This is a genomic window from Pseudomonas sp. TNT2022 ID1044 (assembly GCF_028656895.1).
Taxonomy (GTDB): Bacteria; Pseudomonadota; Gammaproteobacteria; order Pseudomonadales; family Pseudomonadaceae; genus Aquipseudomonas; species Aquipseudomonas reinekei.
Window position 1 is genome coordinate 80,887 of sequence record NZ_JAMDHB010000021.1, and the last position, 15,429, is coordinate 96,315.

16 protein-coding genes are annotated in these 15,429 nt (G+C 59.1%); 13 read left to right on the top strand and 3 right to left on the bottom strand.

The genetic code is table 11. The features are described 5' to 3' along the window. Window positions 1-161: 161 nt before the first annotated feature. Entirely contained in the window at window positions 162-1,511 is a 1,350-nt protein-coding gene (locus M5G20_RS22160) for an NCS2 family permease (RefSeq protein ID WP_273920887.1), read from the top strand. 72 nt (window positions 1,512-1,583) lie between these two features. Continuing rightward, window positions 1,584-2,210, top strand: a complete 627-nt coding sequence (locus M5G20_RS22165) for a LysE family translocator (protein ID WP_273920888.1) — start codon at window positions 1,584-1,586, stop codon at window positions 2,208-2,210. Window positions 2,211-2,426: 216 nt separating this feature from the next. On the opposite strand, the gene uraH is transcribed toward M5G20_RS22165, so the two are convergent. Then, window positions 2,427-2,780: a hydroxyisourate hydrolase gene (gene uraH / locus M5G20_RS22170; protein WP_008031462.1), complete on the bottom strand. Its 354-nt coding sequence runs from the start codon at window positions 2,778-2,780 to the stop codon at window positions 2,427-2,429. A 435-nt stretch (window positions 2,781-3,215) separates the two neighbouring features. Between uraH and puuE the strand changes: the two genes are divergently transcribed. From puuE to M5G20_RS22215, 9 genes are all read left to right on the top strand, one after another. Continuing rightward, window positions 3,216-4,142, top strand: coding sequence for an allantoinase PuuE (gene puuE / locus M5G20_RS22175; protein ID WP_273920889.1), 927 nt, complete (start codon window positions 3,216-3,218; stop codon window positions 4,140-4,142). Beyond that, on the top strand, window positions 4,139-4,654 hold the full coding sequence (gene uraD, locus M5G20_RS22180; protein ID WP_150735272.1) for a 2-oxo-4-hydroxy-4-carboxy-5-ureidoimidazoline decarboxylase: 516 nt from the start codon (window positions 4,139-4,141) through the stop codon (window positions 4,652-4,654). Before puuE ends, uraD begins: the two co-directional genes overlap by 4 nt. Before the next feature lie 88 nt (window positions 4,655-4,742). Then, on the top strand, window positions 4,743-5,738 hold the full coding sequence (alc, locus tag M5G20_RS22185) for an allantoicase (protein ID WP_075948759.1): 996 nt from the start codon (window positions 4,743-4,745) through the stop codon (window positions 5,736-5,738). Between the two features lie 121 nt (window positions 5,739-5,859). Next, window positions 5,860-6,363: an ureidoglycolate lyase gene (locus tag M5G20_RS22190; RefSeq protein WP_150735271.1), complete on the top strand. Its 504-nt coding sequence runs from the start codon at window positions 5,860-5,862 to the stop codon at window positions 6,361-6,363. Window positions 6,364-6,413: 50 nt separating this feature from the next. Next, a complete protein-coding gene (locus tag M5G20_RS22195; protein WP_273920890.1) occupies window positions 6,414-7,718 on the top strand; it encodes a urate hydroxylase PuuD in 1,305 nt (434 codons plus the stop codon). A gap of 150 nt (window positions 7,719-7,868) precedes the next feature. Further along, window positions 7,869-9,227: a nucleobase:cation symporter-2 family protein gene (locus M5G20_RS22200; RefSeq protein ID WP_273920891.1), complete on the top strand. Its 1,359-nt coding sequence runs from the start codon at window positions 7,869-7,871 to the stop codon at window positions 9,225-9,227. A gap of 158 nt (window positions 9,228-9,385) precedes the next feature. Next, window positions 9,386-10,171: an outer membrane protein OmpK gene (locus M5G20_RS22205; protein WP_273920892.1), complete on the top strand. Its 786-nt coding sequence runs from the start codon at window positions 9,386-9,388 to the stop codon at window positions 10,169-10,171. A gap of 1 nt (window position 10,172) precedes the next feature. After that, window positions 10,173-10,508 (top strand): hypothetical protein, encoded by a 336-nt coding sequence (locus M5G20_RS22210; RefSeq protein ID WP_273920893.1) that lies wholly within the window; start codon window positions 10,173-10,175, stop codon window positions 10,506-10,508. Between the two features lie 39 nt (window positions 10,509-10,547). Next, window positions 10,548-11,333: an outer membrane protein OmpK gene (locus tag M5G20_RS22215; RefSeq protein ID WP_273920894.1), complete on the top strand. Its 786-nt coding sequence runs from the start codon at window positions 10,548-10,550 to the stop codon at window positions 11,331-11,333. Between the two features lie 101 nt (window positions 11,334-11,434). On the opposite strand, the gene M5G20_RS22220 is transcribed toward M5G20_RS22215, so the two are convergent. Further along, window positions 11,435-12,589 (bottom strand): patatin-like phospholipase family protein, encoded by a 1,155-nt coding sequence (locus tag M5G20_RS22220; RefSeq protein ID WP_273920895.1) that lies wholly within the window; start codon window positions 12,587-12,589, stop codon window positions 11,435-11,437. A gap of 35 nt (window positions 12,590-12,624) precedes the next feature. After that, window positions 12,625-13,557: a lipid A biosynthesis lauroyl acyltransferase gene (locus M5G20_RS22225; RefSeq protein ID WP_273920896.1), complete on the bottom strand. Its 933-nt coding sequence runs from the start codon at window positions 13,555-13,557 to the stop codon at window positions 12,625-12,627. 118 nt (window positions 13,558-13,675) lie between these two features. Here M5G20_RS22225 and minC point away from each other — a divergent pair, with 118 nt between their 5' ends. Then, window positions 13,676-14,413, top strand: a complete 738-nt coding sequence (gene minC / locus M5G20_RS22230) for a septum site-determining protein MinC (RefSeq protein WP_075948782.1) — start codon at window positions 13,676-13,678, stop codon at window positions 14,411-14,413. A gap of 201 nt (window positions 14,414-14,614) precedes the next feature. Then, window positions 14,615-15,427, top strand: a complete 813-nt coding sequence (gene minD / locus M5G20_RS22235; RefSeq protein WP_090453967.1) for a septum site-determining protein MinD — start codon at window positions 14,615-14,617, stop codon at window positions 15,425-15,427. Window positions 15,428-15,429: the final 2 nt, after the last annotated feature.

Sequence of the window (15,429 nt, forward strand, 5' to 3'; positions counted from 1 at the left end):
CCAAAAACATTATTTGCTTTATTTGTATACAAAAGCATAATCCACTTCGTGCGAGTTCCTGACCATACGGTCAACAAATTCGCAAGTGCCTCAAAGGGCCGCTGCCACCCTCATGGGTCCGGCCCTGGAAATAAAAATAAAACTCTTGAGGAGTACTCGCTGTGGAAAGCCGCAAATCCGAAGCATCGACGCTGGATCTCTCGCCGCCACTACGTAATGGCTTGCTGGAACGCCTGTTCAAACTCAGCTTGCATGGCACCACGGTGAAGACAGAGCTGATTGCCGGTCTGACTACCTTCATCACGATGGCCTACATCATCTTCGTCAACCCGAACATCATGGCCGACGCCGGGATTGACCACGGCGCAGCCTTCGTCGCCACCTGCATCGCCGCCGCCCTGGGCTGCCTGCTGATGGGCCTTTACGCCAACTGGCCGGTGGGTCTGGCACCGGGCATGGGATTGAACGCTTTCTTCACTTACACCGTCGTCGGCACCATGGGCTACAACTGGGAAACTGCGCTCGGCGCGGTGTTTGTTTCCGGTGTTCTGTTCATGATCCTGACGTTTTCCCGGATTCGTGAATGGCTGCTCAACAGCATTCCGGTGAGCCTGCGCTACGCCATGGACGCGGGCGTGGGCCTGTTTCTGGGCCTGATTGGCTTGAAAACTGCCGGCATCGTTGTCGATAGCCCGGCTACCCTGATCAAACTCGGCTCCTTGCACGAGCCTGGCCCGCTGTTGGCGGCCGTCTGCTTCCTGATGATCGCCATTCTCAGCTACCACCGAGTGTTCGGCGCGATTCTCATCAGCATCGTCACCGTCACCCTCGCCGGTTGGGGCCTGGGCCTGGTGCATTACGAAGGGATCATGTCGGCGCCGCCGAGCCTGGCCCCGACCTGGATGGCCATGAATGTGGCCGGCGTGTTCAACGTGAGCATGATCAGCGTGGTCCTGGCGTTCCTCTTCGTGCACATGTTCGACACCGCCGGCACCCTGATGGGCGTGGCTCAACGCGCCAATCTGGTCGGTGCTGATGGCAAGATCGAAAACCTCTCCCGCGCCATGAAAGCTGACAGTGCATCCAGCGTGTTCGGTGCCGTGGTCGGCGTGCCACCCGTCACCAGCTACGTGGAAAGTGCTGCCGGTGTTGCAGCGGGTGGTCGGACTGGTCTTACCGCATTGACCGTAGGTGTGCTATTTATTGCAGCCATGTTCTTCGCTCCGCTGGCTGGCATGATCCCTGCCTATGCCACCGCCGGCGCGCTGATTTATGTAGCGATGTTGATGATGGGCGGCATGGCCCACATCGAATGGGACGAAGCCACTGACAGCATTCCGGCGATCGTCACCGCCATCATGATGCCGCTGACCTTTTCGGTCGCCGACGGCATCGCACTGGGCTTCATCACCTACGTGGCGCTGAAGGCCGGTACCGGCAAGTACAAGGAAATTTCCGTCAGCCTGTGGGTGCTCTGCGCGATCTTCATCGCCAAGTTCATCTTCTTGTAAGCCTTAGGCGGGACACGTTTCAAAACAGCCTCACCCCGTCGGGTGAGGCTTTTGTGCAAATGGAGGAAAGTGATGAGTCTGGAAACCTGGCTGCTGTTCAGCGGCGCTGCGCTGGTAGTGATCCTGATCCCGGGGCCACTGTCGCTGTTGATGATCAGCAACAGCCTGAACTACGGCCTGCGCCGTTCCTACCCGGCGTTTCTCGGTGGCGTGATTGCCTCGATCTGCCTGTTGAGTGCCTCGGCACTGGGTCTGGGCGCCTTGTTGCTGGCATCGGAACAGCTGTTCAGCGCCTTGAAAATCGTCGGCGCGCTGTACCTGTTCTACCTCGCCTGGCAGAGCTGGCAGCAATCGCGCCAACCGTCCCATGGCGCTGAAGTGCCGCTGGCAGCGCCTGTGCCCCGCTTTCGTGCACTGTTCGGTCGTGCGTTCATGCTCGGTGCCAGCAACCCGAAAGACATCCTGTTCTTCGCCGCGTTTCTGCCGCAGTTCTTGAGTGCCGAACAACCGTTCCTGCCACAGTTGCTGGTGATGATTGTGACCTGGACCGTGCTGGACCTGCTGTGCAAATTGGCCTACGGCCTCGGCGCCCATGGTGCGGCGCGGTATCTGCGCAGTGGCAAGGGGCAGAGCTGGTTTAACCGGATCAGTGCCGGGTTGTTCAGTGGCGCGGGCGCGGCATCCCTGCTGAGCCGCTAAGAGCAAAAGCATCGCTGGCAAGCCAGCTCCCACGGTGTCCGGGTCGTACACAGAACATGTGAACACCCTGAACCTGCGGGAGCCCGCTTGCCAGCGATGGCGTCATCACAGGCCCCCCTTGTCTCCAGACGAAAAAAAGCCCGCAGTGTGAGCGGGCGAAAGACCAAAGAAGCTATATGCGCAGTCGCTTCCAGGGGGTGGCAGCTGCTTGGGGGATCAGCTGCCGCGGTACGTGGAGTAGCTGTAAGGCGAGATCAGCAGCGGAACATGGTAGTGATCCTGCTCGGCGGAGATGCCAAAACGCAGCACCACCACATCGAGGAACGCAGGCTCCGGCAGCTGAACGCCACGGGCACGGTAGTAGTCGCCCGCATGGAACTGCACCTGGTAAACCCCGGTACGGTAATCATCGCCCTGCAGCAGCGGTGCATCGACACGGCCATCGCTGTTGGTTATCGCACTGGCGACCAATTCCAGTTGCGAGCCTTCAACGCGGTACAGCTCGACCTTGATCGAGCTGCCCGGGCAACCATGTGCAGCGTCCAAAACGTGTGTAGTCAAACGTCCCATTGATTCTGCGCGCCTGCCTGCGTGGAGCAGTCAGACTTCGCGCCTCCCGAAGTCAGGTGAAAAGGAGACCGCACCGATTCGGAGCACGAAAAGCTGCGGCGAGCGATTGATTAAGACACTTTTCAAAAAAATTGTACACAATAAAAACGACATTTTTGCGACTGACAACGCCATCGCAGTAAATCCCGCCGGTTTCCTGCGCAACCTTATGCTCTCTGGACCTTGTAATCATTAACTGACCAGTCAGGCAGGTTTCTTGCAGGTGCGTGTCAATACCACGCAAAGATGACCGTTAACGAAAAATGCAAAAAATCAGGCTTACAAATTGAATATAAAGTTGTATACAATCATCCCATCGCTGTGACGCCAGCCAGTGATCCATCTTTTAGTCGCGTCACACCCTCTGTCACCACGCATATAAGAAGGAAGACTGCAGTGAGCGCTGACTACCCTCGCGACCTGATCGGTTACGGCAGTAACCCTCCGCACCCACACTGGCCGGGCAATGCCCGCATCGCCCTGTCGTTCGTACTCAATTACGAAGAAGGCGGCGAGCGCAATATCCTGCATGGCGATAAAGAGTCCGAAGCATTCCTCTCGGAAATGGTGTCCGCCCAGCCGCTGCAAGGCGCGCGCAACATGAGCATGGAATCCCTTTACGAGTATGGCAGCCGCGCCGGCGTCTGGCGGATTCTGAAGCTGTTCAAGGAATTCGACATCCCCCTGACCGTCTTCGCCGTCGCCATGGCCGCCCAGCGCCACCCGGACGTGATCCGTGCGATGGTCGATGCCGGCCACGAGATCTGCAGCCACGGCTACCGCTGGATCGACTACCAGTACATGGACGAAGCGCAGGAACGCGAGCACATGCTCGAAGCGATCCGCATCCTCACCGAAATCACCGGTGAACGTCCGCTGGGCTGGTACACCGGCCGCACCGGCCCGAACACCCGTCGCCTGGTGATGGAAGAAGGTGGTTTCCTCTACGACAGCGACACCTACGACGACGACCTGCCCTACTGGGAACCGAACAACCCGACCGGCAAGCCGCACCTGGTGATCCCGTACACCCTGGACACCAACGACATGCGCTTCACCCAGGTCCAGGGTTTCAACAAGGGCGACGATTTCTTCGAATACCTCAAGGATGCGTTCGACGTGCTGTATGCCGAAGGCGCCGACGCGCCGAAAATGCTGTCGATCGGCCTGCACTGCCGCTTGATCGGCCGTCCGGCGCGTCTGGCTTCGCTCAAGCGCTTTATCGAATACGCTAAAAGTCACGAACAGGTGTGGTTCAGCCGTCGCGTCGACATCGCACGCCACTGGCAAGAAACCCACCCGCACCAAGGGGCCGCAAAATGAGCGCCTTTCAAACATTGAAACCCTCGACATTGAGCCGCGACGCCTTCGTCAAAGCCTTCGCCGACATCTATGAACATTCGCCATGGGTCGCCGAAAAGGCCTTCGACCTGGGCCAGGACGCTTCGATCGACGAGATCGAAACCCTGCACCAGCGCATGAGCGACATCCTGTTGAGCGCCGATCATGAAAGCCAACTGGCCCTGATCAACGCTCACCCGGACCTGGCCGGCAAAGCCGCCGTCCAGGGCCAACTGACCGAAGCCAGCACCCATGAACAGGCTGGCGCCGGTATTCACCAATGCACGGCCGAAGAGTTCCAGCGCTTCACCGAGCTGAACGACGCCTACAAAGCCAAGTTCAAGTTTCCCTTCATCATGGCGGTAAAAGGCAGCAACCGGCATCAGATCCTCGCAGCGTTCGAAACGCGCATTCACAACTCGGCAGACACCGAATTCAAATGCGCGCTGGCAGAGATCAACAAGATCGCCCTGTTCCGTTTACTGACCCTATAGCGATCCTGGCCCGAGTGTCCTTGAACGCGAAAAACACCCAGGGCCCTGAGAGCATCCCAAGCCACTTATTTAAAGGCAGACAAGAAGAATGAAAGCTTACGCCGTACCTTTCGAGAAGTTCGTCAACCTGGCCGACGCCCGCCTGGGCACCAAAATCATCTCGGTCACCGATGACTGGTTCGCAGACGCCAACCGTCTGTTCCAACCGACCCCGGCCGTGTGGAAGGAGGGCGTGTTCGATGACAACGGCAAGTGGATGGACGGCTGGGAGTCGCGCCGCAAGCGCTTCGAAGGCTACGACAGCGCTGTGATCCGCCTGGGCGTACCGGGCTCGATCAAGGGCGTCGACATCGACACTTCATTCTTCACCGGCAACTTCCCGCCGTCGGCCTCGCTGGAAGCCTGCTTCCTGGCCGAAGGCGAACCGAACGAAAACACCCAGTGGACTGAAGTACTGTCTGCCGTCGAGTTGCAAGGCAACAGCCACCACTACCACGAAATCAGCAACGACCAGGCGTTCAGCCACCTGCGCTTCAACATCTATCCGGACGGTGGTGTTGCCCGTCTGCGCGTGTACGGCATTCCGTTCCGCGACTGGTCGGCTGTTGGCGACAACGAGCAAGTCGACCTGGCCGCAGCCCTCAACGGCGGCCGCGCCCTCGCCTGCTCCGACGAACACTTCGGCCGTATGAGCAACATCCTCAACCCGGGTCGTGGCATCAACATGGGCGACGGCTGGGAAACCGCGCGTCGTCGTACGCCGGGCAATGACTGGGTCATCGTCGCGCTGGGTCACCCGGGCGAGATCGAGAAAATCATCGTCGACACCCTGCACTTCAAAGGCAACTACCCGGACACTTGCTCGATCCAGGGCGCATTCGTCAAGGGCGGCACCGACAGCCAGATCGAAACCCAGTCGCTGTTCTGGCGCGAACTGCTGCCAAGCCAGAAGCTGGAAATGCACGCCGAACACACCTTCGCCGAGCAGATCAAGGCGCTGGGCCCGATCACCCACATCCGCCTGAACGTGTTCCCGGATGGTGGTGTGAGTCGCCTGCGCGTACTGGGCAAGGTCGCTAAATAAGGGTTGATGAAACCTGTAGGAGCCGGCTTGCCGGCGATGGCGCCCTCACCGACGCCATCGCCGGCAAGCCGGGCTCCTACAAAAGCAACACACCAACACATTTGAGATTAAGAAGAACAGCATGCGCACACTACAGATTGAACCGCTGACCAAAGAAGCCTTCGCCCCTTTCGGTGACGTGATCGAAACCGACGGCAGCGATCACTTCATGATCAACAACGGTTCGACCATGCGCTTCCATAAACTGGCGACGGTGGAAACCGCCAAGCCAGAAGACAACGCGATCATCAGCATTTTCCGCGCCGACGCGCAGGACATGCCGCTGACCGTGAGCATGCTGGAGCGTCACCCGCTGGGCAGCCAGGCTTTCATTCCGCTGCTCGGCAACCCCTTTCTGATCGTGGTCGCGCCACTTGGCGATGAACCTGTATCAGGCTTGGTCCGCGCCTTCGTCACCAACGGCAGGCAGGGCATTAATTACCATCGCGGCGTTTGGCACCATCCGGTGCTGACGATCGAAAAGCGGGATGACTTCCTGGTGGTTGATCGCAGTGGCACAGGCAATAACTGCGATGAGCATTTTTTCAAAGAGGATGAGCGTTTGATCCTCGCCCCCCACCAATAAGAGAAGGTCTGATCACTCGACAACAGAGTGACAGGCGAGAGGTAAAGACTGTGGAAGCACATCTGTTGGAATGGCTGAACCTGAGCGTGCGCTGGGTTCACATGATTACTGGCGTGGCCTGGATCGGCGCTTCGTTCTACTTCGTCTGGCTGGAAAACAACCTCAATCGGGTCAACCCGAAAAGCGGTCTGGCCGGTGATTTGTGGGCGATCCATGGCGGCGGTATCTACCACCTGGAAAAATACAAACTGGCTCCACCGACCATGCCGGACAACCTGCACTGGTTCAAATGGGAAGCCTACTTCACCTGGTTGTCGGGGATCGCGCTGCTGTGCGTGGTGTTCTACTCCAACCCGACGCTCTACCTGCTGGCTCCGGGCAGCACCCTGAGCGGCCCTGAAGGCGTGGCCATCGGTATCGGCTCGCTGTTCATCGGATGGTTCGTCTACTCCTTCCTCTGCGACTCGGCCCTGGGCAAACGCCCTGCCCTGCTCGGCTTCATCCTGTTCGTCCTGATCATCGGCGCGGCCTACGGCTTCAGCAAAGTGTTCAGCGGTCGTGGTGCGTACCTGCACGTCGGCGCGATCATCGGCACCATCATGGTCGGCAACGTGTTCCGCATCATCATGCCGGCACAACGTGCACTGGTGGCGGCAATTGCCGAGAACCGCACGCCGGATCCGGCGCTGCCAGCCAAAGGGTTGCTGCGTTCGCGTCACAACAACTACTTCACCTTGCCAGTGCTGTTCATCATGATCAGCAACCACTTCCCGAGCACCTATGGCAGCCAGTACAACTGGTTGATCCTGGCCGGGATCGCGGTGCTGGCGGTGTTGGTGCGTCACTACTTCAACACCCGTCACGACAGCCACAAGTATGCCTGGACCCTGCCGGTGGCAGCGGTGGGCATGATTTGCCTGGCGTATGTGTCCGGTCCGAAGCCGATGTCCAGCGCCCCTGAAGTAGCCAAGGCTCCTGCCGCCATCGAGTACCAGCCACTGCCGGAAACAGCAGTGGGCGGTGGCTTGAAACCGGCCGAAGCCAAACCTGCACAAGCGCCTGCCGCCGCCCCGGCGCAAGCATCGAATGCAGGCCCGGGTTTCGACAAGGTCCACAACGTGATTCAGGAACGCTGCACGGTTTGCCACTCGGCGAAACCGACCAGCCCGCTGTTCAGCGCAGCCCCGGCCGGTGTGATGCTCGACACCCCCGAGCAGATCCGCCAGAACGCCGCGCGGATCCAGGCGCAAGCTGTCGCCAGTCAGATCATGCCACTGGGCAACATCACGCAGATGACCCAGCAGGAACGTGACCTGATCGGTGCCTGGATTGTTCAGGGAGCCCAGACCAATTAATTGTTGAAAAGCATCGCGAGCAGGCTCGCTCCCACAGGGGATTTGTGATCGACACAAAATCAATGTGGGGGCGAGCCTGCTCGCGATTGGCCGCGCCGCGGTCTACCTGATGCACAAAATCACAAGAATAAAAAAGATCCGAGGTGTTGCATGTCCGAGCTCTCCCCAGCACGCATCCCCGACGCACCCGCCATTCAGCGTTTGCCCCTTTTGCAACTGATCCTGGTCGGTCTGCAACATGTTCTGCTGATGTACGGTGGCGCCATCGCGGTGCCGCTGATCATCGGACAGGCCGCTGGCCTGAGTCGTGAAGAAATCGCTTTCCTGATCAACGCCGACCTGCTGGTCGCCGGCATCGCCACCATCGTTCAGTCGCTCGGCATCGGCCCCATGGGCATCCGCATGCCGGTGATGATGGGCGCCAGTTTTGCTGCGGTCGGCAGCATGGTCGCCATGGCCGGAATGCCTGGCATCGGCCTGCAAGGGATCTTCGGTGCAACCATCGCCGCCGGGTTTTTTGGCATGATCATCGCCCCGTTCATGTCCAAGGTCGTGCGTTTCTTCCCGCCTCTGGTGACCGGCACGGTCATCACCTCGATCGGTTTGTCGCTGTTCCCCGTGGCCGTGAACTGGGCCGGCGGCGGCGCGACTGCCACTCAATTCGGCTCACCGATTTACCTGATCATTGCCGCGCTGGTGCTGGGTACCATCCTGTTGGTCCATCGTTTCATGCGCGGCTTCTGGGTCAACATTTCCGTGCTGATCGGCATGTGCCTGGGCTACGTGCTCTGCGGCATTATCGGCATGGTTGACCTGAGCGGCATGGCCAACGCACCGTGGGTTCAGTTCGTCACCCCGCTGCACTTCGGCATGCCGAAGTTCGAACTCGCACCGATCCTTTCGATGTGCCTGGTGGTGGTGATCATTTTTGTCGAGTCCACCGGGATGTTTCTCGCGCTCGGTAAAATCACCGGCCAGGAAGTCTGCCCACGGATGCTGCGTCGCGGTTTGCTGTGCGATGCCGGCGCCTCGTTTTTTGCCGGGTTCTTCAACACCTTCACTCATTCCTCCTTCGCCCAGAACATCGGTCTGGTGCAGATGACGGGCGTGCGCTGCCGCTCGGTGACCATCGTCGCCGGTGGTTTGCTGATCGTCCTGAGCCTGTTGCCGAAAGCTGCATTCCTGGTGGCGTCGATTCCGCCAGCAGTACTCGGCGGCGCAGCCATTGCGATGTTCGGCATGGTTGCCGCCACCGGCATCAAGATTCTTCAGGAAGCCGACATCGGTGACCGTCGCAACCAGTTGCTGGTGGCGGTGAGCATCGGCATGGGCCTGATCCCGGTGGTGCGTCCGGAGTTTTTCGCCCATCTGCCCCTGTGGATGAGCCCGATCACCCACAGCGGGATCGCCATGGCCACCCTCAGTGCGCTGACTTTGAACCTGCTGTTCAACATCCTTGGCGGCGCCGAACGCGCGGCCATCAACGACTGCCACGCCCACACACATTAACCCGGAAACACATACCCCCTGCAGGAGCCGTCTTGCTGGCGAAGCGGAGTGTCAGACGACATCCATGTTGGATGTTCTGGCTTCTTCGCCAGCAAGCTGGCTCCTGCAAGGGTTGGGGTTTCCTGCGCCTTTAAAATAACAACAAGAGGGAGCAACAGATGATTCGTACACAAACCAGCATGCTGTTGGGCGGTGGACTTCTGGCGGCGAGCCAGGCCATGGCCGGCGATTTACTGCTGTGGCAGACCAACAGCCTGAGCTATCTGTACGGCAAGGATTTCGCGGTCAACCCGTCGATCCAGCAGACGATAACCTTCGAACACGCCGACCGCTGGAAGTACGGCGACAACTTCCTGTTCGTCGACAGCACCTACTACAACGGCGACAAAGACCGCAACAAAGGCTCTCACGCCTACTACGGCGAGTTCAGCCCGCGCCTCTCCTTCGGCAAGATCCTCGACCGCCGTTTCGAATTCGGCCCGATCAAGGACGTGCTGCTGGCCATGACCTACGAGAATGGCGAAGACGACACCGAGGCCTACCTGATCGGCCCGGGTTTCGACCTCGCGATCCCCGGCTTCAACTTTTTCACCCTGAACTTCTATAACCGCCAGACCGAAGGCTCGCGCCCGGGCGACGATGTCTGGCAGATCACCCCGGCCTGGTCCTACACCCTCCCGTTGGGCAATTCGAGCCTGTTGATCGACGGCTACATCGACTGGGTTGTGGATAACGACGAGAATTCGCGCGGCACCTACCACGCCAACGTACACGTCAATCCGCAGATCAAATACGACCTGGGCAAAGCCCTCGGCTGGCGGGAGAAGCAGGTGTACGTCGGCGCCGAGTACAGCTACTGGAAGGACAAATACGGCATTGAAAACAACGGCAACCTCGACACCAATGAAAACACCACCAGCCTGCTGGTGAAGGTGCATTTCTAAGATGACCCGCAACCGTGCCCCAAACCTGTCGTCGGTGCGCTGTTGCGGGGCACTTGAGACCTGGCCGAGGAGTCAGTATTCTCCGCGACCGCCTGAATCCGCTTTAAAAAAAAGCCCGGATTTAATTCCTGACCAGAAAGCCAACTTATCCCGGCTCTGGACGGTATCAAGGCATCTCCAAACCACTCTCAATCGACTGTTTTTGAGCAGCCGAGCGGGAGTTTTTTTGTTTTTCGAATGCCTTGGCGCAGCTTTTGCTAACAGCATGAAAGCTGACCGAATGGATGATTTTTTTGCAGCTACAGAAAAAGGCGCCACACCAGAGCGCCGACCTTAAAAAAAACACGTGGAACACCTACTTTTTGGGAGCAACCGAATGAAACGTACGTGCACTAGCCTGATGCTGGCAGGTTCGATGCTGGCTGGGGGCCAGGCCATGGCGGGCGATCTGCTGCTATGGCAAGACAACAGCCTGACCTACCTCTATGGCAAGGACTTCCAGGTCAATCCGCGCATTCAGCAGACGGTGACCTTCGAACACGCCGATGGCTGGAAATACGGCGACAACTTCTTCTTCATCGACAAGATCTTCTACAACGGCAAGGAAGACTCTTTCGCAGGGGAGAACACCCACTACGGCGAGTTCAGCCCGCGTTTGTCGTTCAACAAGATCTTCGATCAGAAGCTGGAATTCGGCCCAATCAAAGACGTGTTGCTGGCCATGACCTATGAATTCGGTGAAAACGATACCGAGTCTTACTTGATCGGTCCGGGTTTCGACCTGGCCATTCCTGGCTTCGACTACTTCCAGCTCAACTTCTACAACCGTCACACCGAAGGCAGCCGCGCGGGTGACGATGTCTGGCAGATCACTCCGGCCTGGTCCTACACCATCCCGGTGGGTGACTCGGACGTGCTGATCGACGGATTCATGGATTGGGTTGTCGACAACGACGTGAACGACAAAGGCGAATACCACGCCAACCTGCACTTCAACCCGCAGATCAAATACGACTTGGGCAAGGCGCTGAACCTGGGCGCCAAGCAGTTGTACGTCGGTGTCGAGTATGACTACTGGAAAAACAAGTACGGTATCGAAGACAGCCAGGGCTTCAAGACTGATCAGAGCGTGACCAGCTTCCTGGTCAAGGTTCACTTCTGATTTAGCAGGAGCGAGCTTGCTCGCGATGGACGTTAACGATAACGCGTGTTTCCTGATTTCACGCGTTGCCCTTGAGTCCATCGCGAGCAGGCTCGCTCCTGTTACAGCAACCCTAAAAACCGACTCAACTCTTCCTTCTTGGCCAACGCATCCCGCCGCCCCAAATCAATCAATTCGCTGCAATACCCCGCCTCGAACAGCAGATAACTCAATACCCCCGCCCCACTGGTCTTGGTCGCTCCCGGTCCGCGCAGGAACAGGCGCAGTGCCGCCGGCAGTTCCTGGCGATGGCGTGCAGCGATCTCGTCGATCGGCTGACTCGGCGAAATCACCAACACCTCCACAGGCGCCACGCCCAAGGCGCGTGTCGGAGTACCGTCGGGCATCAGGTGGCTGAACTGATTCAAGCGTCGCAACAATTCGATATCGCTTTCCAGGCTGTCGATGAACGTACTGTTGAGCATATGCCCACCGATTTGCGCCAGGGTCGGTTGTTGCCCGGTGTAGGCGCGTTGCAGCGGTTGCTCGGGGTCGACGCCGCGCGGGTTGCCACTGACGCCCACCACCAGCACACGACTGGCGCCCAGGTGCAGCGCCGGGCTGATCGGTGCTGACTGCCGCACCGCGCCATCGCCGAAATATTCTTCGCCGATCTTTACCGGGGCAAACAACAGCGGAATCGCCGAACTGGCGAGCAGGTGATCAACGGACAATTGCGTCGGCACGCCAATCCGGCGATGGCGCAACCAGGCATCGATGGTGCCGCCGCCCTGATAGAAGGTCACGGCCTGTCCCGAGTCGTAACCGAACGCCGTCACCGCCACCGCCTGCAACTGCTTTTGCGCGATGGCTTCGGCGATACCGTTCATGTGCAACTTGTCGTTGAGCAAACCGCGCAGTGGCGAACTGTTGAGCAGCGCCACCGGCACTTGAGCACCCAGGCCCAGCAAGCTGTGGCTGACAAAGCGGCTGGCCTGACGGATCACGCCAGGCCAGTCACTGCGCAGCACCAGATGACTGCGAAAGCCTTGCCAGAAAGCGGTCAACCGCTCGATGGCAGCGCGAAAGTCCGTGGCTCCGCTGGCGAGGCTGACTGCGTTGATCGCCCCGGCCGAGGTGCCGACAATCACCGGAAACGGATTGTCCGCGCCCAAGGGCAAGAGCTCGGCGATCGCCGCCAGCACGCCCACCTGATAGGCCGCCCGAGCCCCGCCACCGGAAAGAATCAAACCTGTTACCGGTTCAGCAGGACTCATCGCAACGCTCCATGGTGCATGTCGGTATCGGCCGTTCAGCCGCGTTTTGCGTACAGCTTCGGCTCACCGGGCGGACGACTCTTGAAACGGCGATGCGCCCACAGGTATTGCTCCGGACAATCGCGCAGCACGCCTTCGATCCACTGGTTGATACGCAGGCAGTCGGCCTCTTCGGTTTCGCCGGGGAAGCCTTCGAGCGGCGCATGAATCACCAGGCGATAACCGCTGCCGTCCGCCAGACGCTCCTGGGTGAACGGCACCACCAGCGCCTTGCCTAGCCGTGCAAACTTGCTGGTGGCGGTGACGGTCGCGGCCGGAATGCCGAACAGCGGCACGAAAATGCTTTGCTTGGCGCCGTAGTCCTGATCCGGCGCGTACCAGATCGCGCGGCCTGAACGCAGCAACTTGAGCATGCCGCGTACGTCTTCACGCTCCACCGCCAGCGAATCGAGGTTGTGCCGCTCGCGCCCCTGGCGCTGGACGTAGTCGAACAACGGATTCTTGTGCTCGCGGTACATGCCGTCGATGGTGTGTTGTTGGCCCAGCAGCGCCGCACCGATTTCCAGGGTGGTGAAATGCACCGCCATCAGGATCACGCCCTTGCCTTCGCGCTGGGCCTGCTGCAAATGCTCGAGCCCTTCAATATGGGCCAGCTTCGCCAATCGCTCACGGGACCACCACCAGCTCATCGCCATTTCGAAAAACGCAATACCGGTGGAGGCGAAGTTTTCCTTGAGCAGGCGTTTACGCTCAGCCGCGGACTTTTCAGGGAAACACAGCTCCAGATTGCGCCTGGCAATGCGCCGTCGGTCGCCCGCCACGCGATACATCAAGGCCCCGAGCACGCGACCAAGGCGCAGCAATGCCGGATATGGCAGCTGCACAATCAGCCACAACAGCCCCAAGCCACACCACAGCGGCCAGAAACGTGGAGATAGAAAGGTTTTTTGAAAACGCGGGCGATCCATTAATACATCCGTAAAGACAATGGCCGCGCATTCTACATCGTTCGACCCGGCTTGCGGCCTGCGGGCGTTCTCGTTATAAGTCTCGGCACTTTTAGTGACAAGTCGTTGTATGCCGACCATGAGCCAAACCGAACCGCTAGACCAAGATCCCGTGTTCCAGCTGAAGGGCAGCATGCTCGCCATTACGGTGCTGGAACTGGCCCGTAACGACCTCGAAGGCCTCGACCGGCAATTGGCCGCCAAGGTCGCCCAGGCGCCTGGTTTTTTCAGCAATGCGCCGTTGGTCCTGGCCCTGGACAAACTTCCGGCCAGCGAAGGCGCGGTCGATCTGCCGGGCCTGATGCGTGTCTGCCGCCAGCATGGCCTGCGCACCCTGGCGATCCGCGCCAGCCGTATTGAAGACATCGCCGCTGCCATTGCGGTCGATCTGCCGGTGCTGCCGCCGTCTGGCGCCCGTGAGCGCGCGCTGGATCTGAACGAAGGCGTCGTCGCCAAAAAACCGGAGAAACCACCGGAGCCGACGATCAAACCGACGAAAATCATCACTTCGCCAGTACGTGGTGGCCAGCAGATCTATGCACAAGGCAGCGACCTGGTGGTGATCTCCTCGGTCAGCCCGGGGGCGGAACTTCTCGCCGATGGCAACATCCATGTATACGGCCCCATGCGTGGTCGAGTGTTGGCCGGGGTCAAAGGCGACACGAAAGCCAGGATTTTCTGTCAGCAAATGAGCGCTGAACTGGTCTCCATCGCAGGACATTACAAGGTTTCCGAAGATCTGCGCCGCGACCCTTTGTGGGGTTCGGGCGTCCAGGTCAGCCTGTCGGGCGATGTGTTGAACATCATTCGGCTTTAACGGATACTGCCGCATTTTCCAAGCATCTCTAAAACGTAGCGAATACGGCTCAAACGAAGTAGGAAACAGGCCGAAAGCAGTGTTTACCGGGGGTAAACGCCGCTCAAAACCGAACTCCAGCCAAGGCTGTCCGACTGCAGTAGTTTTTCAAGAGATGTTTTTCAGGGGCTAAAAGTCCTTTTTCCTTAGGGGTGAAACACCTTGGCCAAGATTCTCGTGGTTACATCCGGCAAGGGTGGTGTGGGTAAGACCACCACCAGCGCCGCTATCGGTACCGGCCTCGCTCTGCGCGGCCACAAAACAGTGATCGTCGACTTCGACGTGGGTTTGCGTAACCTTGACCTGATCATGGGTTGCGAGCGCCGCGTGGTGTATGACTTCGTCAACGTGGTCAACGGCGAAGCCAACCTGCAACAGGCCCTGATCAAAGACAAGCGCCTGGAAAACCTCTACGTGCTGGCAGCCAGCCAGACCCGCGACAAAGACGCGCTGACCGTCGAAGGCGTGGAAAAAGTCCTGATGCAACTCAAGGAAGACTTTGAGTTCGTGGTCTGCGACTCCCCGGCCGGCATCGAGAAAGGTGCCCATCTGGCCATGTACTTCGCTGACGAAGCGATCGTCGTGACCAACCCGGAAGTGTCCTCGGTTCGAGATTCTGACCGCATGCTCGGCCTGCTGGCCAGCAAGTCCCGTCGCGCAGAACGTGGCGAAGACCCGATCAAGGAACACTTGCTGATTACCCGTTATCACCCGGAACGTGTGAGCAAAGGCGAAATGCTCGGCGTAGAAGACGTCAAGGATATCCTTTCGGTGACCCTGCTCGGCGTGATCCCGGAATCCCAGGCGGTGCTCAAGGCATCCAACCAGGGCGTTCCCGTGATCCTCGACGACCAGAGCGATGCCGGCCAGGCCTACAGCGACACCGTAGATCGCCTGCTGGGCAAGACCGTGGATCATCGATTCCTCGATGTACAGAAGAAGGGATTCTTCGAGCGCCTGTTTGGAGGCAACTAAGC